Below are 19,793 nucleotides of genomic sequence, written 5' to 3' on the forward strand. Positions count from 1 at the left end.
TTGCACAGACAACCAGGATGTTGGCTTAGAAGCAGCCACCATTTAAAGAGTGCGTAATAGCTCACTGGTCGAGTGACTCTGCGCCGAAAATGTAACGGGGCTAAACACACCACCGAAGCTATGGCTTGATGCTTTGCATCAGGGGTAGGGGAGCGTTGTATGCAGGTTGAAGGTGTACCGTAAGGAGCGCTGGACAGCATACAAGTGAGAATGCCGGTATGAGTAACGAAAAGATCAGTGAGAATCTGATCCGCCGAAAGCCTAAGGGTTCCTGAGGAAGGTTCGTCCGCTCAGGGTAAGTCGGGACCTAAGGCGAGGCCGAAAGGCGTAGTCGAAGGACAACAGGCCCAGATTCCTGTACCACCGTAATCCGTTATGAGCGATGGGGTGACGCAGCAGGGTAGTGACGCGGACTGATGGATGTCCGTCTAAGCAGTGAGGCTGGTGTGTAGGCAAATCCGCACACCGTTAAGGCTGGGCTGTGATGGGGAGCGAAAATTACAGTAGCGAAGGTCATGATCTCACACTGCCAAGAAAAGCCTCTAGTCAGGAGAAGGTGCCCGTACCGCAAACCGACACAGGTAGGCGAGAAGAGAATTCTAAGGCGCGCGGAAGAACTCTCGTTAAGGAACTCGGCAAAATGACCCCGTAACTTCGGGAGAAGGGGTGCCCCGGTAGTGTGAATAGCACGAGGGGGCCGCAGTGAAAAGGCCCAAGCGACTGTTTAGCAAAAACACAGGTCTGTGCGAAGCCGTAAGGCGAAGTATACGGGCTGACGCCTGCCCGGTGCTGGAAGGTTAAGGGGAGTGGTTAGGGGTAACCCGAAGCTATGAACCGAAGCCCCAGTAAACGGCGGCCGTAACTATAACGGTCCTAAGGTAGCGAAATTCCTTGTCAGGTAAATTCTGACCCGCACGAATGGCGTAACGACTTGGGCGCTGTCTCAACGAGAGATCCGGTGAAATTTTAATACCTGTGAAGATGCAGGTTACCCGCGACAAGACGGAAAGACCCCATGGAGCTTTACTGCAGCTTGATATTGGACTTGGGTACGATTTGTACAGGATAGGTGGGAGCCTAAGAAGCCGGAGCGCCAGCTTCGGTGGAGGCAACGTTGGGATACCACCCTGATCGTATCGGAGTTCTAACCTGGTACCGTGAACCGGTATGGGGACAGTGTCAGGTGGGCAGTTTGACTGGGGCGGTCGCCTCCTAAAGAGTAACGGAGGCGCCCCAAGGTTCCCTCAGAATGGTTGGAAATCATTCGAAGAGTGCAAAGGCATAAGGGAGCTTGACTGCGAGACTGACAAGTCGAGCAGGGACGAAAGTCGGGCTTAGTGATCCGGTGGTACCGCATGGAAGGGCCATCGCTCAACGGATAAAAGCTACCCTGGGGATAACAGGCTTATCTCCCCCAAGAGTCCACATCGACGGGGAGGTTTGGCACCTCGATGTCGGCTCATCGCATCCTGGGGCTGAAGTAGGTCCCAAGGGTTGGGCTGTTCGCCCATTAAAGCGGTACGCGAGCTGGGTTCAGAACGTCGTGAGACAGTTCGGTCCCTATCTGTCGTGGGCGTAGGAAATTTGAGAGGAGCTGTCCTTAGTACGAGAGGACCGGGATGGACGCACCGCTGGTGCACCAGTTGTTCCGCCAGGAGCACAGCTGGGTAGCTACGTGCGGAAGGGATAAGCGCTGAAAGCATCTAAGCGTGAAGCCCCCCTCAAGATGAGATTTCCCAGTATGTAAGACCCCTTGAAGACGACGAGGTAGATAGGCTGGGGGTGGAAGTGCAGCAATGCATGGAGCTGACCAGTACTAATCGGTCGAGGGCTTATCCAAGACAGCTTCACGAAGTGTAACTTCGGAAGCGACACAATCTAACACGCACAATTCGTTTCGTATCTAGCTTTCAGGCGATCAAGCCTGAAGAGAATTCCGTTTGGTGGCGATGGCGGAGGGGTTCCACGCGTACCCATCCCGAACACGACCGTTAAGCCCTCCAGCGCCAATGGTACTTGGACCGCAGGGTCCTGGGAGAGTAGGACGCCGCCAAGCGAAGAACCACTGCCGATCACCGGTGGTGGTTTTTATTTTTACCCAGGTCCTATTTCAGAATAGAAAACTGAATGGATTCAAATATAAGAATGCCCCGTTTCTCACATGAGAGAAACGGGGCATTTATGATGCGTTGTGAAGCTATGGCATGTAGTAAGAGATATCTTGTTCACTAAGTCTGATCAGTCCACCCTCCGGTTGTCTACGAAGTGCAAGGAATCCATAGTAGCGGGGGAGCATGATCCAAAAATGCCAGAATGTCATAGAGATTACAAAGGATAAGGGTGACCACGGAAGTAGAATTGCGATCAAGCACAGTCCTATCCAGGTGGTATGCAGCTGAACTTTACGGAATGTCTGATAGTTAACATGCTGATCCGGCATATAACCCATCCAGGGAAGCTTGACGCTGACTTTCCAGCGCTTACTATAGGATTGAAGGACAATGATAAGTACCGAACGGGAAATGGCCAGATGAAACCAGAGGATTACAGGTAAGGAGAATAAGAATGAGAATACACTGGTCCACATGATAAGAATGATTTCAGCCAGAACACAGAACAGAGGCAATAACAGATATGTAACGACCAGGGGCCTCGGGAATGTAGCCTTCTTAAGAAGCCTGTATTGGTAGAAGGTTGCTTGGCTGTTATTTTCAATAGACATGAATTAGCAAGTCCCCCCTCAGGGAATTCATTTAGTTAGTAAGCCTGATATGTATGTCTTATTAATATATCGGATGGAAATAGTAAAATTTAAGGTTTGCCGGTACAAACACCTAAAGAAAGCGCGCTGCATACATATATAGAAACAAATTGAAAGGGCTATGAAATAGGTTTAAAATAATAGAAACTGTGCCATACTGATAGTAAAAAGATAAGGTGGGATCTTTTATGGACGGGCAGAGCGAAGGAAAATGCATCATTTGCGGCGAGCATAAGCAAGAAGGCATTGTCATTGTCTCTGAATTTATCTGTGACGCATGTGAAGCGGAAATGGTTCACACAGATGTTAAGGATGATAAATACCACTTTTTCATTCACCGAATGAAGCAGATCTGGTTGCAAAATAATGCTTAGGCCTTGATGAAGGGATCCACTTGGATAGAAGGGGGTCCTTTTTTGTTTGATTTTGATTTATCTGTGACAGCAAAGATTATGAATTAGATAGGATACAGGCTTATTATACGATAAAATAGAGATAAACTGCAGGGAAGGACTTCATTTCGTATGTCTAACCAGAATAAATATATAAAAGCTCCTTTGGTGGAGGCGCTTGTGAACTATGCTGAGAGAAAGGATGCTTCTTTTCACGTACCTGGTCATAAGAATGGTCGCGTGTATCAGCGGTTGACTGAGACATATCAGATATTTGGCAGTATAGCGGGTATAGATGCTACAGAGATCTCTGGACTGGATGATCTGCATCATCCGGAGGGAGTCATAGCTGAGGCAGAGGAAAAAGCAGCCCGCTTCTTCGGAGCCGAAGCCACGTACTTCCTGGTGGCCGGGAGCACCGCCGGCAACTTGGCTCTAATTCTCTCGGTGTGTACATCACCGGGAGATGTGCTGCTTGTTCAGCGCAATGTGCATAAATCCGTGATTCACGGACTTATGCTGGCTGGCGCGAACGCGGTGTTCCTTGGGCCGCAGGCTGATACTGCCAGCGGCTTAGTGACCATCCCGTCGGTAGAGACGGTGCGTGAAGCCCTTCGCCGGTATCCCGGCGCCAAGGGGCTTCTGGTAACGCACCCGAATTATTACGGGATGGGCGGCAGTCTTGCTCCGCTTGCCGGGCTCTGTCACTGCAGCGGAATTCCGCTGCTTGTTGATGAGGCGCATGGAGCTCATTTTGGGCTGCACCCTGCACTGCCAAGGAGTGCACTCAGCGAAGGTGCGGATGGCGTCGTACAATCGACGCACAAGATGCTGTCCGGGCTGACAATGAGCGCTATGCTGCACGTACAAGGGGGCCGGATTGACCGCAAGCTGCTTCGCCAGCGGCTGGCTATGATTCAAAGCTCAAGCCCCTCTTATCCAATCATGGCTTCCCTTGACCTTAGCCGGGGACTGCTGGAGGCGGAAGGTCCTTCTATATTTGAAGAAGGACTTCAATACGCTGGCAAGCTTCGCCAAGAGATTATGAGACTAAGACGATTCGGTGTCGTTGATATACAACCTGCTGCGGGCAGTAGGGACCTCGTCGAAGGGGATGAATATCTGTATGGATACACCACTCAGGATCCTTTTAAAGTGGTGATCTATGATAAGTACAACCAGATAAGCGGTTATAAGCTGCAGGAACGTCTGGAACAGGCAGGCTGTATTCCGGAGATGAGCGATTCCCGGTATGTGGTGCTTGCACTCAGCTTGGGTACAAGCCTGCAGGATGTAGAGAGACTGCTAACGGCTTTAGCTGATATGGATGAAGAAGTAATCACCGAGGGGCAGCTTACAAACAGTGAGGGTGTTTGCGAAGCTTCCAACAAGTATGTCACTTCATCCGGTTCAGAGGTGAATCGGGATCACCGAGACAATAGCCCGGGAGAAGCTGTGATTCCTGATCATCAAAAATTTTCCACGTGGAACATTTACAGCGCTTCAGCTATTAGTACGGAGGTGCCTTTTCGCATGACTCCTGTAAGAGAAGAGGAGACGGAGAAGGTGTCCATTTATCACACAGAGGGACGGGTTGCCGCAGAAATGGTCATTCCATATCCACCAGGGATTCCTCTATTATATCCAGGAGAATGGATCACGCCAGACATTGCAGGCCTGCTTACTAAGCTGTATCACGCAGGAGCTAAGTGCCAGGGAACAGCAGACTCAACAATGAGTACTTTGCGCGTATATAAAAATCAGAAAGTTGGAGCAAAACAATGAATGGCAAATGGGGAACATTTATTACTTTTGAGGGAGGGGAGGGGGCAGGGAAGACAACGGTCCTGAGCAGGTTATCTGAACTAATGAAGGAACAGGGCATTCCCTTCTTGATAACCAGGGAGCCAGGGGGAATTGAAATTGCCGAGAAGATCAGAACCATTATTCTGGATCCGCTGAATACGGCGATGGATAGCAGGACTGAGGCACTGCTCTATGCGGCTGCAAGAAGGCAGCACTTAGTAGAGAAGGTTATCCCCGCACTGCAGCAAGGTATACATGTCTTTTGTGACCGATTTATCGATAGCAGCCTGGCTTATCAAGGACACGCACGTGGGCTGGGTATTGAGCATATTTTATCGGTAAATTCCTTTGCAACAGAAGGAAAAATGCCTGACCGAACCTTTTACCTCGATATTGAGCCGGAGAAGGGGCTTGCAAGAATAGAAGCCAATCGGGGCCGCGAGGTGAATCGCCTTGATTTGGAGGAATTAAGCTTTCATCACAGGGTTAGAGAGGGCTATCACCTGCTTGCAGATAGATTTTCTGATCGGATTGTCGTAGTTGATGCAGACAGGGATATAGAAACCGTAGTTAATGACATAAAAGGCTATCTAAGCTTGGCTTTAAAGGGTTTCCGCGAGTAATTGTAGAGTGGTATAATATTTCCTAAGAGAAGATGTTCTTCTCTTATACCGTGTAGGAAAGCCGCCACAAGCAGATGCCTACACCACGAATCGAAGGGGGACTGTGAAGATGAAGCTGATTGTTGCAATTATCCAGGACAAGGACAGTAACCGTCTATCCGCTGCACTAGTGAAATCCAACTTTCGTGCTACCAAGCTGGCCAGTACGGGCGGCTTTCTACGTGCCGGGAACACGACGTTTATGATCGGGGTAGACGACAATCAGGTAGAGACCGTGCTGGGTGTCATTCGAAGCAGTTGTAAGGTTCGTGAGCAGCTAGTCACTCCGGTTACTCCGATGAGTGGAACTACAGATTCATATCTGCCTCTGCCTGTTGAAGTGCAGGTTGGCGGGGCTACCGTGTTCGTACTGCCAGTTGATCGGTTTGAGCATTTCTAACCGGTTAGGGATCAGGCTGAGCATAGTTAATGATTAAACGAGGAATGGCGTGATATAGATTGAAAATTGAACCGGGATATAGACCGCTTACTAGTGGTAGAGGAATTACAGACGGTACCAACAAACCCGTGGCAGCCAAAAGCTTCTCTGATGCGATGCAGCAGCAAGGAGAACAGGCGTCTCAGGAGGAACTAAGCCGCCGGGTAAAGGAAATCCAGCTGCAGGGCGACCGTCTGGCCTATTCCATGACGGTTCGGGAGCTTAAAGCCTACCGTCTTCTGGTCAAACGCTTTCTGGAGGACACCGTTCGGCGCGGTGTCCGAATGAAGGAAGTGAAGGGCTGGGATCGGCGGGGAAGAGGCAAGAAGTATAACCTGATTGATGAGATTGACTCAGCTCTTTTAGGTATGGCAGATGAGCTGCTTGAAAGTGAACAGGGCAAGATTGAACTGCTCCAGAAGATTGGAGAAATACGCGGAATGCTGATTAATCTAAGCTTTTAGGCTAACCCTTCCGCGTAGAGGAAGAGAGGAACTATGTCTTTTAAGGAAATTGCCGGGCAAGATGCGGCCAAGAAGCTGCTGCAGAATGGGCTTCGCCAGAACAAGATATCTCACGCTTATCTATTCAGCGGCCCTGCGGGAAGTGGACAGAAGGAGATGGCATTGTCCTTCGTACAAGCTCTATTCTGTACGGAGGGTGAAGATGATGCTTGCGGGGAATGCCTGGAATGCCGAAAGCTGCTCCATGGTAACCATCCCGACCTGCATGTAATTGAACCTGAAGGAAATTCCATAAAAATTGACCAAATCCGCGATCTGCAGCGGATTTTCTCTTATCGCTCGGAAAGCGGGAATTTGAAGGCGTATATTATACAAGATGCAGAGAAAATGACTGTGCAGGCAGCGAACAGCCTGCTCAAATTCCTGGAGGAGCCCCCTTCTCCAGCGGTTGCAATTCTACTGTCTGATAATGGACGGGCTCTGCTACCCACTATTCAATCCAGATCACAGCTGGTTCCCTTTACAGCGCTAAGTCCGGAACTTATGATGCAGGTATTATCGAGCGGGGATTATTCCGCCGCTCTGATCCGTGCAGCCGTCCATTTAGCGGCAGGTATTGAGGCTTGCCGTGATCTGCTGCAGCAGAATTGGTTTGCAGAAATCAGAAATGTAGTGGTACAATTGGGAAAGGAATCGACGAGCAGAGCGGGTTCTACCCTTATTACAGCTCAGCAGAGCGTAATCAAGGCAGGACTTGGTGATCACTTGGATGTCCTATTCGACCTTTTTCATTTGTGGTTCAAAGATATGATTCATGCCAGTTATCAGAAGCACGATAGTATCGTTTTCATAGATGAGTGGGAGTTTATCTCCAATCATGCCAGAACACGAAGCGCCGAAGAATGGATCTCCTATATGGCGCTGGCCGCAGACAGCAAGAAGAAGCTGCGGTATAATATGAACGGCCAGCTATGCCTGGAGCAGTTCCTGATTGCTTTAATGGAACAGAAATGAAGCCGGTGCTTAATGGACGGGCTAGTAGGACAAACTTTCTCCCACATATATGGATTGAAGCTGAAGGTTCAATTTGTATAGGTTTAGAATTTAGTTACCAGGCGGGTAATTACGCCGGATTAGCACAAGCTATATGAGGGGGTTAGTTTTTGTACACTGTAGTGGGTGTCCGTTTCAAAAAAGCGGGCAAAATATATTACTTCGATCCACTCGAGCTTGCGGTGGAGAAGGAGAATTGCGTCATCGTTGAGACAGCACGAGGGATTGAATATGGCAAAGTGGTCGTCGGCAAGAAGCTGGTAGACGAGACGGATGTGGTGCTTCCACTGAAGAAGGTCATCCGGGTTGCGGATGGATCAGATGCCAAAGTTGTTGAGGAGAATAAGCTTGCGGCCAAGAATGCCTTTGCCACATGTTTAAATAAAATCAAAGATCATGATTTGAAAATGAAGCTGGTCGATGTGGAATTTACTTTTGACCGTAACAAGATCATTTTTTATTTTACGGCCGAGGGTAGAGTGGACTTCCGGGAGCTTGTTAAGGACCTCGCAAGTATCTTCCGAACAAGAATTGAACTTCGTCAAATTGGCGTCAGAGATGAGGCGAAGATGCTGGGCGGGATTGGACCATGCGGACGGGTGCTCTGCTGCTCGTCATGGCTTGGTGATTTCGAGCCTGTATCGATCAAGATGGCCAAGGATCAAAGCCTGTCGTTGAATCCTACGAAGATCTCCGGTCTGTGTGGCCGGTTGATGTGCTGCCTCAAATTTGAGCATGATAATTATGAAAGTACCAAAGAAGAGCTGCCTTCCGTAGGCAAATTGGTCATTACTTCCCTGGGTGAAGGGAAAGTAGTGGGGATCAATGCCGGATCACGGACGGTGCACGTACAGCTTTTTGAAATCGGCAAGGTTAAAGAACTTCCATTGGATGACGTGGTCATCAAGTAAACCATAGAGATGACTCTTGGGGTGGGAACTTGGAGAAAAAAGATATTTATACAAACCTGCTTGATTTGGAAACCAAAATGGAGAGCTTGCACAGCGAGCTTGGCATTCTTAAGCTTGAAGTGAAGAAGCTGCTGGAGGAGAACCAGCGTTATTCTCTTGAGAATGAGCAGCTGCGCAAAGTACTGAAGCGGGAAGCCGAAGCGACTGGCTCTGCGTCCGTAATATCCGATCATCCTGCTGACCTTCATGAGGGCGGGGAGAATATCGATATTGTTGGCGAGGGTTATGACAACCTGGCTCGCCTGTACCATGAAGGCTTCCACATTTGTAATGTGTATTATGGACATCTGCGTACAGAGGGCGACTGCCTGTTCTGTCTGTCTTTTCTTAATAAATAACAAGCCGTAGGAGGTTATTCCTACGGTTTTTTTCAAATTTGAATGAAATGGAAGTAATGGACGAATGCAAACAGTACCGATTTATGATCAAGAGCGGATCGATGATCTGCTTACCCACGACCTGCATATTATTCAAAGCGATGAGGTATTTAGCTTCTCGATGGATGCTGTCCTGCTCGCACGTTTTGCCTCTGTACCCAAACACGGCAGGATTCTGGATCTATGCACGGGGAACGGCGTTGTCCCGCTGCTGCTTACCACAAGAACCGAAGCACAGATTGAAGGCATTGAGATTCAGGAACGACTTGCAGACATGGCGGACCGAAGCGTGCGGATGAATGGCCTGGGAGACCGTATTAAGATTAGGCTCGGGGATCTGAGGGAGCTGGTGAACGAGACGGGACATGGCGTCTATGATGCGATTACGGTTAATCCTCCTTATATGCCGCTTAGAGCAGGAGAGATCAAGCTCAACACCCACCAGGCTATCGCGCGGCATGAGATTCATTGCAGCCTGGAAGAGGTTATCCAAGCTTCAATGCGGCTTCTGCGCAATGGGGGAAAAGTCACCATGGTACATAAGCCACAGCGGCTGGGTGAGATTATATCTCTGCTCAGACAGTACCGGCTTGAACCGAAGGTAATCCGGTTCGTCCATCCACGCAAGCATATGGAGGCTAATATTGTGCTAATTGAGGCATTAAGAGACGGGAAGCCGGATCTGCGTATTCTTCCGCCCTTGATTGTATATCAGGAGGACGGTCAATACTGTCCGGAGATCATGGATATCTATTATGGATCAAATGAGGGAACCAGATGAGTATACACGTACAAAAAAGCTTTCAGTCAGAGGGTGAGCGGCAGATTGGCAAGCTGTTCCTTGTGGCCACACCCATAGGCAATCTGGAGGATATGACCTACCGGGCTGTGCGAACACTCCAAGAGGCTGATATAATCGCTGCCGAGGATACCAGGCAGACCCGCAAGCTGTTATCACACTTTGAAATTTCACCCAAGCGGCTTCTCAGTTATCATGAGCATAACAAGGCGGCAAGCGGACCCGAGCTTGTCAGACTTATAATAGAAGGAAATGATCTGGCGCTCGTTAGTGATGCCGGTCTTCCGGCTATCTCTGACCCTGGGCATGACCTCGTTAAGCTTGCGCTTGAAGAAGGTATCTCCGTCATTCCTATTCCCGGGGCCAATGCGGCACTCTCCGCGCTGATTGTATCAGGGCTTGCGACAGAACGCTTTCAGTTCGCCGGCTTTCTGCCCAGAGATAAGAAGGACAGGGAACGCTATCTTAGCTTGCTGCGGGATTATGAAGGAACTATTCTGCTCTACGAGTCTCCCCACCGGGTCATCAAGACGCTCCAGCATATCCTTGATATATGCGGGGACCGGAATATAGCCATGGCCAGAGAGCTGACAAAGCGATATGAAGAGGTGGCTAGGGGACCTATTAGTGCTTGTCTAGGCTGGCTGGAGGAGCATCCGCCTCTTGGCGAGTACTGTATTGCGATAGAGGGCGCCAAGGAAGAGGAAGTTCAGGAGCGTAAGGGACTGTGGTGGCAGCCGTTAACGATTGAGGATCATGTCACGCACTATGAGCAGGAGGAAGGCCTTGGCAGGAAGGATGCCATGAAAAAGGCGGCGATTGACCGCGGTGTATCCAAGAGGGATATCTACAACGCTCTACTCTAAGCATAGATTCGGGGTAATATAGGTTATTACAAAAAAATGACCTTCTTCAGGCCGGATTCAGGGCCTGGAGAAGGTTCCAAAGGAGATATGAAAAGGTTAGAATTAACAGTTTAAGTAAATCTATTATATAATACTTTTCTTAATTTGTCACAGGTGCAGGAATCTCGGATAGACACTCATGACATACAATTTTGCCCTTGAAGTAAGTAACATGCTCAGCATTACCACAGAAAATGCAAGCGGGTTCGTATTTCTTAAGCATGATGCGTTCACCATCTACATAAATCTCGAGCGCATCCTTCTCGCCAATACCCAGAGTACGGCGTAATTCAATAGGAATAACCACCCGTCCTAGCTCGTCTACTTTTCTTACAATACCTGTTGATTTCATCATAACCGATGATTACCCCTCTCGCTATAATTTTAAAATGCCATAATTCGACACGGTTCTCTGTTTTATGATAATTATAATACCAACGTTTGCCAAAACAGTCAACCTATTTAATGGAGCAGTCTATTTTTTTATTATAGATATAGTCGATAACCCCAAACAGAGCTTTGGATCCACCCGATACATTGCTCGGGGGCATTATTCGACATTTGGAAATTGAGAATATTATTTATACGACATTATTCGACAAAAGTTGTGCTCAACACTCAAAAAATATAAAAATAATTTTTGGATAGGAGCTGGAGATCATGAACCATCCACTTTCTGAAGAAAAGGTATTCAAAGATCCGGTACATAATTATGTTCATGTGCAGGATGACTTGATCTGGTCTCTGATTAATACACCGGAATTTCAGCGTTTGAGAAGGATCCGGCAGTTGGGAACATCTTATTTGACTTTTCACGGGGCAGAGCACAGCCGGTTCTCTCATTCACTAGGGGTCTATGAAATTACGCGCAGGATTATCTCCCAATTTGAGAGATCCTCTTATCCCGATTGGCCCCTGGAGGAGAAGCAGGTTGCCTTGTGCGCGGCTCTTCTGCATGATCTTGGGCATGGCCCGTTCTCTCATTCTATTGAAGAAGCCTTCCATATGAATCACGAGGATTGGACCTGCAAGATTGTGCTTGGGGATACCGAGGTCAATAGGGTGCTTAGAAGGGAAGGGGATGACTTCCCGGAGAAGGTCGCCTCAGTGATACGTAAGGACTATGATAAAGCCATTGTGGTCAATCTGGTGTCGAGCCCGCTTGATGCGGACCGTATGGATTATCTGCTGCGGGATGCTTATTTCACCGGTGTTAACTACGGCACGATAGACATCGACCGGATTTTAAGAATGCTTCGTCCTTTTCAAGGCAGGGTGGTGGTTAAGGAGTCAGGAATGCATGCCGTGGAGGATTATCTGATGTCCAGATATCAAATGTACTGGCAGGTATATTTCCACCCGGTTACCCGGAGCTCCGAAATTATACTGCGTCAGATCTTCCGTAGGGCGAAGGAACTTCATCAGAATGGATTCAGGTTCTCCTTTCTGCCTGACCCTTTGCCAGGCCTCTTTAATCGGGATCTAACCGTAGAAGAATATTTACAGCTTGATGAAGCATTGGTGCAGACCACATTTGTCCAATGGAGACGTGAAGATGATGGGCTGCTAGCAGATCTTTGCTCCCGTTTCATTGATCGGAGGCTGTATAAATATACTGAACTGGAAATGCTAGATATGGAAATGATTGATGGAATGCGCCGTATCTTCCGGGATTTAGGACTTGATCCTAATTACGATTTGGAGATTGATTTTCCGACGGATCTTCCCTATGATGTGTTCCGGCCTGAAGATGACTCCAAGAAACAAATTTTGCTGCTAGACCGCCAAGACAGGCTGCGTGAAATTTCGGAGGTATCTGACATTGTTCGTTCCATCAGCGGAATTCACCGTGGTAAATACCACATGTACTACCCGGAAGATAAGCTGCGTGCAGTAGCTCATCTGCTGCCTGAAGAAACAGTCCGATTATTTAATTTGCAGATAAGCTAAAGGAGGTTATTTCACCATGCTATTTGACACACACACCCATTTGGATGCTCCGCAGTTCGACGAGGATCGCGAAGAGGTAATTGCCCGCGCAGTGGAGCAGGGGGTGACCCGGATGGTTAATGTCGGATTTAATCGGGAGACGATTCCTTCCACCATGAAGCTGGCTGAAGCTTATGAGTTCATCTACGCTGCCGTTGGATGGCATCCACAGGATGCAATAACGATGAAGGATGGAGATCTGGAATGGATAGCAGAGCTCTGTGGACATAAGAAGGTCGTGGCTATCGGAGAGATTGGGCTGGATTATTATTGGGATACCTCACCGAAGGATGTCCAGCACGCTGTATTCCGCAAGCAAATTGGACTTGCCCGCAGTCTGAACATGCCCATCGTTATTCATAACCGGGATGCGCACGAGGATGTGGTTCGAATCCTGAGGGAGGAAAAGGCCAGTGAGGTTGGCGGTATTATGCATTCGTTCTCGGGCAGCTGGGAGACGGCCAAGATGTGTCTGGATATGGGATTCCATATTTCCTTCGGGGGGCCTGTTACTTTCAAGAATGCCAAACAGCCGAAGGAAGTATTAGTACAGATTCCGGATGACCGTCTGCTGGTCGAGACCGACTCTCCCTACCTGACTCCGCATCCATTCCGGGGCAAGAGAAATGAGTCGGCCCATGTGCGGCTTGTAGCGGAAATGGCAGCTGAGCTTAAAGGCATTTCTCTGGAGGAATTAGCTGATATAACAACCAAAAATGCGCTGGAACTATTTGGTATTCGCTGAAATCGGGAGTAAAAGTGGTGAAATAAAGAGTATTTCGGAAAGATTAATTGTTTTTAATCAATAAAAGGGTGATTATTACAAAATATTAACCAAATATTTAAAAAAACTAGTTGATTCCTGCTTTACAACATGCATATAAACAGGATAGAATCTTTTCAGTAATTGATTTGTTAAGTTTGTAAAGCGGCGTGATTTTGCTAGCTAAGTGAATTTCACTAAGAATTGGATTCATTTACATGGCTTTAGCCCGCTTACACAGTCAATTACAAGGTTCCAAGAACCAGTCTCGCTGAATCTCCCTCACCGGAGAACGGGGGAACCAATACGGTTATTCTGAAGAATGAATGTTCCGTATTTGATTTCTTTACGGGTCTTTGGGGTGAATTCAAGGTCATTGCGCCATGAGCGGATGAACTAAGATAGGGCAGCTCTCTACGCCCGAACCCGACAGCTAACCTCGTAAGCGTATGAAGAGAGAGGCATACTCGTGCATCCTACATTCCTTTAGTCAGCCGGAAGCCACGAAAGAGATCCTCTTAAACTCTTTCTCTAGGCTTCTTTTTGTTTTGAATAAAGGTGATAGGACGGTCATACAGTGGTATGACAGGAGGAGCCTAACAGGCTGGAGCAGGATGCGGAATGCGGGTATTTCAGCATTTCGTAAAAAACGGTATATAGTCGCGTCAAATTCTATATGAGTCGATCTTAGACGGCGGGGCTATGAAGGAGGACGTAAGAAGTGGGCTTTTTCGGACCTAAAGAAACTACCCATGGTTCACGATCATCCAGCATGTCTTACGCGTTGCGATGGAAGCAAGAGAACAAGCGTCAAATTATAGTTGGAGGCATCATCACCGTCGCATTGCTTGTCAGCGTAATGGCTTGGTTCTACATCCAGGCTGACAAGAGCATCTACTTGGTTGCAGATGGCACAACGCAGTCTGCCGGCACGCCGGAGACGAAGCCAGATCAAGTGCTGGAACAGCAAGAAGCTAACCTGAATGTCGGAGAGAACGGTTCACCATCCCTTAGCAGTACTTTTCAAGATGGGAATCAGCTCTTCATCGACCGTGTGGTTCCGGTTAAAGTCACAGCGGATGGCGTGACTAATCAACACCTTACTACAGCGGACAATGTTCAGGAGGCTATCTCCAAGCTGGGCGTATCTGTATCAAGCGAAGATAAGGTGTATCCTTCCTTGAACAGTCCGATTCAATCGGATCTGCATATTCGTATCGTCAGGGTTGATAAGCATATCCTGAAGAGAACAGAGAGCATTCCTTACACCTTCGTCAAGACTTCGGATCCCTCCTTGGAGAAGGGCAAGACCAAGCTGGTTCAGAAGGGCCGCACGGGTGTTGTGGTTCACGAAATTGAGAAGGTATATCAAGATGGTGAGTTCGTATCGAAACGGTTGGTTAATAAGTCCGTTGAGAAGCAGCCATCCACAAAAGTATTGGCTGTAGGCACGAAGCCAAAGACCCAAGTTCTAGCAGCGAGCATTGACCGTTCCTCCCAGGCTGTGAAGATCAGCCAGAACAACAGTATCAAAAAGGGCGGCGTGCAGTTTAAATATAAAAAGGTGCTGAAGAACGTATCCTTAACTGCTTACTCTTCTGAAGAGGACGGTATTGGTACCAGGACAGCTTCTGGAACCCGCGTAAGCGAAGGAAGAACCATTGCGGTAGATACCAAAGTGATTCCAATGGGCTGGTGGGTCTATATTGAAGGTGTGGGCTTCCGCAGAGCGGAGGATACAGGCGGCGCCATTAAAGGCAACAAAATTGATGTGTATTATGATAGTTTGAAGGCTGCCAATAACTTTGGCCGCAAGAAGGGACGCACGGTCTACGTGATTGGTCCTGTCAAACCGGAATTGAACTAATCCAATCTGTACTGACATTTACTTTGGACGTGGAATAAGGTACCATTACAGATGGTTAATATGTATATGATAAGAAGAGGAGCCTTCCTCTTCTTTTTGTTATTCTGATACTTAATATATCGGAAATACAGACAGTTTGATTAAGCAGTCGGACGAAGTGAACAAGAGAACAGGCGCCTAAGGGTGCTTTTCTTTTATTATAAAGCTGTGGTGGAAAGGGTGGCGTCCATGATCAAGGAGGTCATTGTAGTAGAAGGCCGGGACGATACGGTTGCCGTCAAGAGAGCGGTAGAGGCCGATACGATTGAGACTGGCGGGTCAGCCATTGGTCCGGCTGTCATTAGAAAGATCAAGCTCGCACAAGAGCGCAGGGGTGTTATTATTCTAACAGACCCGGATCATGCCGGAGAGCGGATCCGCAAGATTGTGGCTGCGAAGGTGCCCGGATGCAAGCATGCCTTCCTGACAGAGGCGGAGGCGACCTACCGGGGAGATATCGGGGTGGAGAACGCCTCACCTGAGACGATCCGTGAGGCGCTGTCCCGGGTACGCAGTGAGTATACGGGAGATGAGACGCTTATTGAATTCAGTGACCTCATTGAGGCGGGGTTAATTGTGCATCCTAATGCTGCCGCAAGACGCCACTTCATGGGTGAGCTGCTGGGAATAGGTTACTGTAACGGGAAGCAGTTCTTTAAGCGCCTGCGTATCTTTCAGATCAGCAGGGAGGAATTCGCTGCAGCCCTTCATCAATTAGAGAACAAAGGAGTATAACAAGAATGAGCAGGATGGAAGAGATATCAACCCCGAAGCGGACGAAGGAAATTATTCAGCGGCACGGATTCTCATTCAAGAAGAGTCTGGGTCAGAACTTTCTTATCGATCAGAATATCCTGTCCAAAATTGTGGGAGCTGCTGAGCTGGACGAGACCAAGGGAGCGCTTGAGATCGGTCCGGGTATTGGCGCACTGACGCAGAAGCTGGCTGAAGCTGCAGGCAGGGTCACGGCCGTAGAGATCGATCAGAGGCTTATTCCGATTCTGAAGGAAGTGCTTGAGCCTTACTCGAATATCAAAGTTGTGCATGGGGATGTTCTGAAGCTGGACCTCCGGACCTTAATCGAGGCGGAGTATAAAGATCAGACCGGGCTCAGTGTAGTGGCCAACCTCCCTTACTATGTAACGACACCGATAATTATGAAGCTGCTGGAAGAGCATCTGCCGCTTGAGAACATTGTTGTGATGATTCAGAAGGAAGTGGCAGAGCGTATGGCTGCAGCTCCAGGGGGCAAGGAATATGGAAGCCTTAGTATTGCGGTTCAGTACTATTGTGAGCCTGAGCTGGTCTGTATCGTTCCGCACACCGTCTTTATCCCGCAGCCGAATGTGGATTCAGCGGTCATCCGTCTGAAGGTCCGCAAGGAGCCTCCGGTTCTGGTGGATAACGAGAAATTCTTTTTTGAAGTCGTCCAAGCCTCTTTTGCGCAGCGGAGAAAGACGATTGCCAATAACCTCAAGACCCGTTTCTTCGCAAAAGAAGGCCGTGAGGAGCTGGAGAGACTGCTGCAGGAAGCAGAGATTATTCCGTCAAGACGGGCGGAGACGTTAAGCCTCGATGAATTTGGAAGGCTTAGCAACGTGCTGCTCCGGGCTGGACTGAGCTAGTCTGCCCGGGTGGAGAGGAACCAAATTCCACATTTGCCCATACGATGAGTCTAGAGGTGATGGACTTGACGAATCTGGGAGACTTGGTTGTACGTAAATCTTACGGAGGAGATGTTACCTTCCGTGTGGAATCCATGACACGCAGCCAAGCAATCATTAAAGGAACTGAATTCCGATTATTGGCGGATGCCCCGCTTACGGATTTGGTTAGAGTGGATCGCCCGGTACCCTCCGAGAAGTCCCAGCGGGCCAGAGTGAAGGCCACGGAATCGCTGGAGCGGCTGCAGAAGGACCGGAAGGACCAGGATGAGCGGAATCAGGCGGAGCTGATGCAGGAGCTGCATTCGCTAAGTGGGCCAGCTTACTTCGAGGTGCCAGGGAAGGTGCTTCATCTGGACGGGGACCCGGCTTATCTGAAGAAAAGCCTGGATCTCTATGAGAGGCTGCGTGTACCTGCAGATGGTTACTATGTCCAGGAGCCCGCGATGGCGGATGCGCTGCGGAGTCTGCTGCCCCGGCTGCGGCCCGATATCCTGGTCATTACGGGACATGATGGGGTTCTCAAGAGCCTGATTAACCATGACTTGTACAACCTGAACAGCTACAAGAACTCGCGGAGCTTCGTAGAGGCTGTTCAGGTGGCTCGTCAGTATGAGCGCGGCTTTGATTCTCTGACGATTGTCGCGGGGGCCTGTCAGTCTCACTTTGAGGCGCTGCTGCAGGCGGGAGCCAACTTCGCAAGCTCGCCGGCCCGCATTCTCATTCATGCGCTGGACCCGGTGTATGTGGCTGCTAAGGCTTCTTTTACACCGATTCGAAGTACAATTCATATTACAGATGTGCTTAATCATACAATCAGCGGTCTTCAGGGTGTAGGGGGAATCGAAACCCGGGGCAGCTATCGCGTAGGTCTGCCAAGATTTCGGGATCTCTCGACATTAAAAGTGGTCCCCTCAGCCAACTAACTTCATCTTAGCCTTAGGTCCCGGTTGCGGGGCCTGTTTGTTTTTACAGTGAGCTAATTTAAAATCCGGCAATTTTACATAAGCTAAATAGTAACCAGGTTTAATTTTTCCCGTCACAATAAGGGTCTGGACAGGCCGCTAAAAATAATCGTTGACAATCGATTTTGACCCTTGATATAATTATTTATTTTGATTTGACAAATTGGTTGGTTGGAAGTATAATGGACAAGAAAGAGGTGGTCATAGGTAATGGCGAAAAATGCGCTGTCGGAAATTAAGAACAATCTCGAAGCTCACGTTGGACAGAAGATTCTGCTGCGTGCGAACGGGGGTCGCCGTAAGACCGTTGAACGCACGGGTGTTCTAGAGGAGACCTATCCCTCTGTCTTTATTGTCAAGCTCGATCAAGAGCAGCAGACATTCAAGCGTGTATCCTACAGTTATGCCGATATACTAACCGAATCCGTTGAAGTAACGATCTGTGATGATAACGCAGACAGCGAGCTGAGGATTTCGTATATGAAACCCTAGAACATTATGTTATACCGTCTACAAGCGGTCTTGGCGCTCACGTCAGGCTGCTTTTTTTATTGAATTGATTCTGTACGAAATTGGCTGCGGACATGGTGAATGAGATCCTGCAGGCGCGTCATACTAACAAGGTTCCTTACTCATAGATCTTAAAGGAGGGCCTCTCATGTCGCGCAGAAGACGCAGTGTCATGTCGGAAGACCTGAAAGTGGAGCTTGCCAAGGATCTGGGCTTCTACGATACCGTACAAAAAGAGGGATGGGGCGGAATTAAGGCCAAGGACGCAGGAAATATGATCAAAAGGGCTATACAACTCGCGGAACAGTCCGCATCCCGCAATTCCTGAACAGTAAAGGCTCCTCCACTCTGATGGAGGGGTCTTTTGTCTCTATTCCACTGCATAATTAAGACTTCATATAAAGTTTTTGTTATAATGAACAAAATAACCATGTAAGGGTTGTGGAATGAGCTCTGAACCCAGGTCCAGGCCATCCTAGACGGAAACTTAAGAGTAGGTGAACGCCTTGAAGATTTACGAGAAAGCTCCAGCCAAAATCAATCTGATGCTGGATGTTCTACATAAACGCCCTGACGGCTATCACGAAGTGGAAATGATTATGACCATGGTCGACTTGGCTGACCGCCTGGAGATGAAGGAGCTGCCCAGAGACACAATTATTATCTCCAGCCAGGCGGGTTACATCCCGCTTGATGAGAAGAATCTGGCGTTCCAGGCGGCCAAACTCATCAAAGAGCGGTATCATGTAACCAAAGGAGTCTACATTCATCTGGATAAAAAGATACCTGTAGCTGCTGGTCTTGCCGGGGGCAGCAGCGATGCGGCCGCTACGCTTAGAGGACTGAACCGCTTGTGGAATCTGAACATCCCGCTGGAAGAGCTGCAGGTCCTTGGGGCCGAGCTTGGCTCTGACGTTCCCTTCTGCGTAACTGGGGGGACTGCACTGGCTACAGGCCGCGGAGAGCGGCTAACCCCGCTTCCGTGTCCCCCGCAGTGCTGGGTGATTCTCGCCAAGCTGCCGATTAATGTGTCCACCGCCGAGGTGTATGGACGCCTGCGGAGCGAGAAGATCGAGAGGCACCCTTCGGCCCGGCGGATGCAGGCGGCCATTGAGCAGGGATCCTTCCCTGGGGTATGCAGCGAGCTTGGCAATGTGCTTGAGGACGTTACGCTGCAGATGCACCCGGAGGTTGCCCAGCTCAGAGAGACAATGATCAGGCTGGGTGCGGACGGCGTGCTGATGTCAGGCAGCGGACCCACGGTATTTGGTCTGGTGTCCAAGGAATCCAAAGTTGCCCGCATATATAACGGCCTTCGTGGCTTCTGTAAAGAAGTGTATGCCGTGCGCCTGCTGACTTGATTCAAG

General features: G+C 49.0%; 21 protein-coding genes, 2 rRNA genes and 1 riboswitch (1 of these 24 running past the window's edge). Of the genes, 21 read left to right on the forward strand and 2 right to left on the reverse strand.

Features of this window, described 5'->3' with window-relative positions; translation table 11 throughout:
• Both LDO05_RS00060 and rrf read left to right on the forward strand, forming a co-directional pair.
• A 23S ribosomal RNA gene (locus tag LDO05_RS00060) occupies positions 1–1,840 on the forward strand; it begins 1,089 nt to the left of the window's first position.
• A 99-nt stretch (positions 1,841–1,939) separates the two neighbouring features.
• Positions 1,940–2,056: ribosomal RNA gene (gene rrf / locus LDO05_RS00065) — 5S ribosomal RNA — on the forward strand.
• 141 nt (positions 2,057–2,197) lie between these two features.
• On the opposite strand, the gene LDO05_RS00070 is transcribed toward rrf, so the two are convergent.
• A complete protein-coding gene (locus tag LDO05_RS00070) occupies positions 2,198–2,722 on the reverse strand; it encodes a hypothetical protein (protein WP_251376856.1) in 525 nt (174 codons plus the stop codon).
• Positions 2,723–2,949: 227 nt separating this feature from the next.
• On the opposite strand from LDO05_RS00070, the gene LDO05_RS00075 reads away from it, so the two are divergent.
• The 10 genes from LDO05_RS00075 to rsmI all read left to right on the forward strand — a co-directional run bounded on the left by LDO05_RS00075 (position 2,950) and on the right by rsmI (position 10,590).
• A complete protein-coding gene (locus LDO05_RS00075; RefSeq protein WP_251376858.1) occupies positions 2,950–3,135 on the forward strand; it encodes a sigma factor G inhibitor Gin in 186 nt (61 codons plus the stop codon).
• 150 nt (positions 3,136–3,285) lie between these two features.
• Positions 3,286–4,938, forward strand: a complete 1,653-nt coding sequence (locus LDO05_RS00080) for an aminotransferase class I/II-fold pyridoxal phosphate-dependent enzyme (RefSeq protein ID WP_251376860.1) — start codon at positions 3,286–3,288, stop codon at positions 4,936–4,938.
• Complete coding sequence (gene tmk, locus LDO05_RS00085) at positions 4,935–5,582, forward strand: dTMP kinase (RefSeq protein ID WP_251376861.1); 648 nt, start codon at positions 4,935–4,937, stop codon at positions 5,580–5,582. The genes LDO05_RS00080 and tmk overlap by 4 nt, the downstream gene beginning before the upstream one ends.
• A 109-nt stretch (positions 5,583–5,691) precedes the next feature.
• The gene (locus LDO05_RS00090; protein WP_251376862.1) at positions 5,692–6,021 is read left to right on the forward strand and encodes a cyclic-di-AMP receptor; all 330 of its coding nucleotides are present in this window, start codon (positions 5,692–5,694) and stop codon (positions 6,019–6,021) included.
• 59 nt (positions 6,022–6,080) lie between these two features.
• Positions 6,081–6,524: a YaaR family protein gene (locus LDO05_RS00095; protein WP_251376864.1), complete on the forward strand. Its 444-nt coding sequence runs from the start codon at positions 6,081–6,083 to the stop codon at positions 6,522–6,524.
• Between the two features lie 33 nt (positions 6,525–6,557).
• Complete coding sequence (gene holB / locus LDO05_RS00100) at positions 6,558–7,538, forward strand: DNA polymerase III subunit delta' (protein WP_251376866.1); 981 nt, start codon at positions 6,558–6,560, stop codon at positions 7,536–7,538.
• 149 nt (positions 7,539–7,687) lie between these two features.
• Positions 7,688–8,488, forward strand: coding sequence for a PSP1 domain-containing protein (locus LDO05_RS00105; protein WP_251376868.1), 801 nt, complete (start codon positions 7,688–7,690; stop codon positions 8,486–8,488).
• A 77-nt stretch (positions 8,489–8,565) separates the two neighbouring features.
• Positions 8,566–8,886: an initiation-control protein YabA gene (locus LDO05_RS00110; protein ID WP_481857034.1), complete on the forward strand. Its 321-nt coding sequence runs from the start codon at positions 8,566–8,568 to the stop codon at positions 8,884–8,886.
• A gap of 64 nt (positions 8,887–8,950) precedes the next feature.
• Positions 8,951–9,706 (forward strand): tRNA1(Val) (adenine(37)-N6)-methyltransferase, encoded by a 756-nt coding sequence (locus LDO05_RS00115; RefSeq protein ID WP_251376870.1) that lies wholly within the window; start codon positions 8,951–8,953, stop codon positions 9,704–9,706.
• A complete protein-coding gene (gene rsmI / locus LDO05_RS00120) occupies positions 9,703–10,590 on the forward strand; it encodes a 16S rRNA (cytidine(1402)-2'-O)-methyltransferase (RefSeq protein WP_251376872.1) in 888 nt (295 codons plus the stop codon). Before LDO05_RS00115 ends, rsmI begins: the two co-directional genes overlap by 4 nt.
• A 139-nt stretch (positions 10,591–10,729) precedes the next feature.
• Here the strand turns inward: rsmI and LDO05_RS00125 are convergent, their stop codons facing one another.
• The gene (locus LDO05_RS00125; RefSeq protein ID WP_251376874.1) at positions 10,730–10,984 is read right to left on the reverse strand and encodes an AbrB/MazE/SpoVT family DNA-binding domain-containing protein; all 255 of its coding nucleotides are present in this window, start codon (positions 10,982–10,984) and stop codon (positions 10,730–10,732) included.
• A 305-nt stretch (positions 10,985–11,289) separates the two neighbouring features.
• Here LDO05_RS00125 and LDO05_RS00130 point away from each other — a divergent pair, with 305 nt between their 5' ends.
• The 9 genes from LDO05_RS00130 (at position 11,290) to ispE (ending at position 19,787) form a co-directional block, all read left to right on the forward strand.
• Entirely contained in the window at positions 11,290–12,579 is a 1,290-nt protein-coding gene (locus tag LDO05_RS00130) for an HD domain-containing protein (RefSeq protein WP_251376876.1), read from the forward strand.
• A gap of 16 nt (positions 12,580–12,595) precedes the next feature.
• The gene (locus LDO05_RS00135) at positions 12,596–13,363 is read left to right on the forward strand and encodes a TatD family hydrolase (RefSeq protein ID WP_251376877.1); all 768 of its coding nucleotides are present in this window, start codon (positions 12,596–12,598) and stop codon (positions 13,361–13,363) included.
• 277 nt (positions 13,364–13,640) lie between these two features.
• Positions 13,641–13,845: riboswitch (cyclic di-AMP (ydaO/yuaA leader) on the forward strand.
• 257 nt (positions 13,846–14,102) lie between these two features.
• Complete coding sequence (locus tag LDO05_RS00140; RefSeq protein ID WP_251376878.1) at positions 14,103–15,248, forward strand: resuscitation-promoting factor; 1,146 nt, start codon at positions 14,103–14,105, stop codon at positions 15,246–15,248.
• A 228-nt stretch (positions 15,249–15,476) separates the two neighbouring features.
• Complete coding sequence (rnmV, locus tag LDO05_RS00145; RefSeq protein WP_251376879.1) at positions 15,477–16,022, forward strand: ribonuclease M5; 546 nt, start codon at positions 15,477–15,479, stop codon at positions 16,020–16,022.
• A 5-nt stretch (positions 16,023–16,027) separates the two neighbouring features.
• Positions 16,028–16,912, forward strand: coding sequence for a 16S rRNA (adenine(1518)-N(6)/adenine(1519)-N(6))-dimethyltransferase RsmA (gene rsmA, locus LDO05_RS00150; protein ID WP_276575527.1), 885 nt, complete (start codon positions 16,028–16,030; stop codon positions 16,910–16,912).
• A gap of 44 nt (positions 16,913–16,956) precedes the next feature.
• A complete protein-coding gene (gene yabG, locus LDO05_RS00155) occupies positions 16,957–17,877 on the forward strand; it encodes a sporulation peptidase YabG (RefSeq protein WP_251376880.1) in 921 nt (306 codons plus the stop codon).
• 249 nt (positions 17,878–18,126) lie between these two features.
• Positions 18,127–18,408, forward strand: a complete 282-nt coding sequence (veg, locus tag LDO05_RS00160; protein WP_251376882.1) for a biofilm formation stimulator Veg — start codon at positions 18,127–18,129, stop codon at positions 18,406–18,408.
• A gap of 166 nt (positions 18,409–18,574) precedes the next feature.
• Positions 18,575–18,754, forward strand: a complete 180-nt coding sequence (locus LDO05_RS00165) for a small, acid-soluble spore protein, alpha/beta type (protein WP_068621700.1) — start codon at positions 18,575–18,577, stop codon at positions 18,752–18,754.
• A gap of 178 nt (positions 18,755–18,932) precedes the next feature.
• Entirely contained in the window at positions 18,933–19,787 is an 855-nt protein-coding gene (gene ispE, locus LDO05_RS00170) for a 4-(cytidine 5'-diphospho)-2-C-methyl-D-erythritol kinase (RefSeq protein ID WP_251376883.1), read from the forward strand.
• Positions 19,788–19,793 lie beyond the last annotated feature (6 nt).

It is taken from the genome of Paenibacillus sp. YPG26 (assembly GCF_023704175.1).
Taxonomy (GTDB): Bacteria; Bacillota; Bacilli; order Paenibacillales; family Paenibacillaceae; genus Fontibacillus.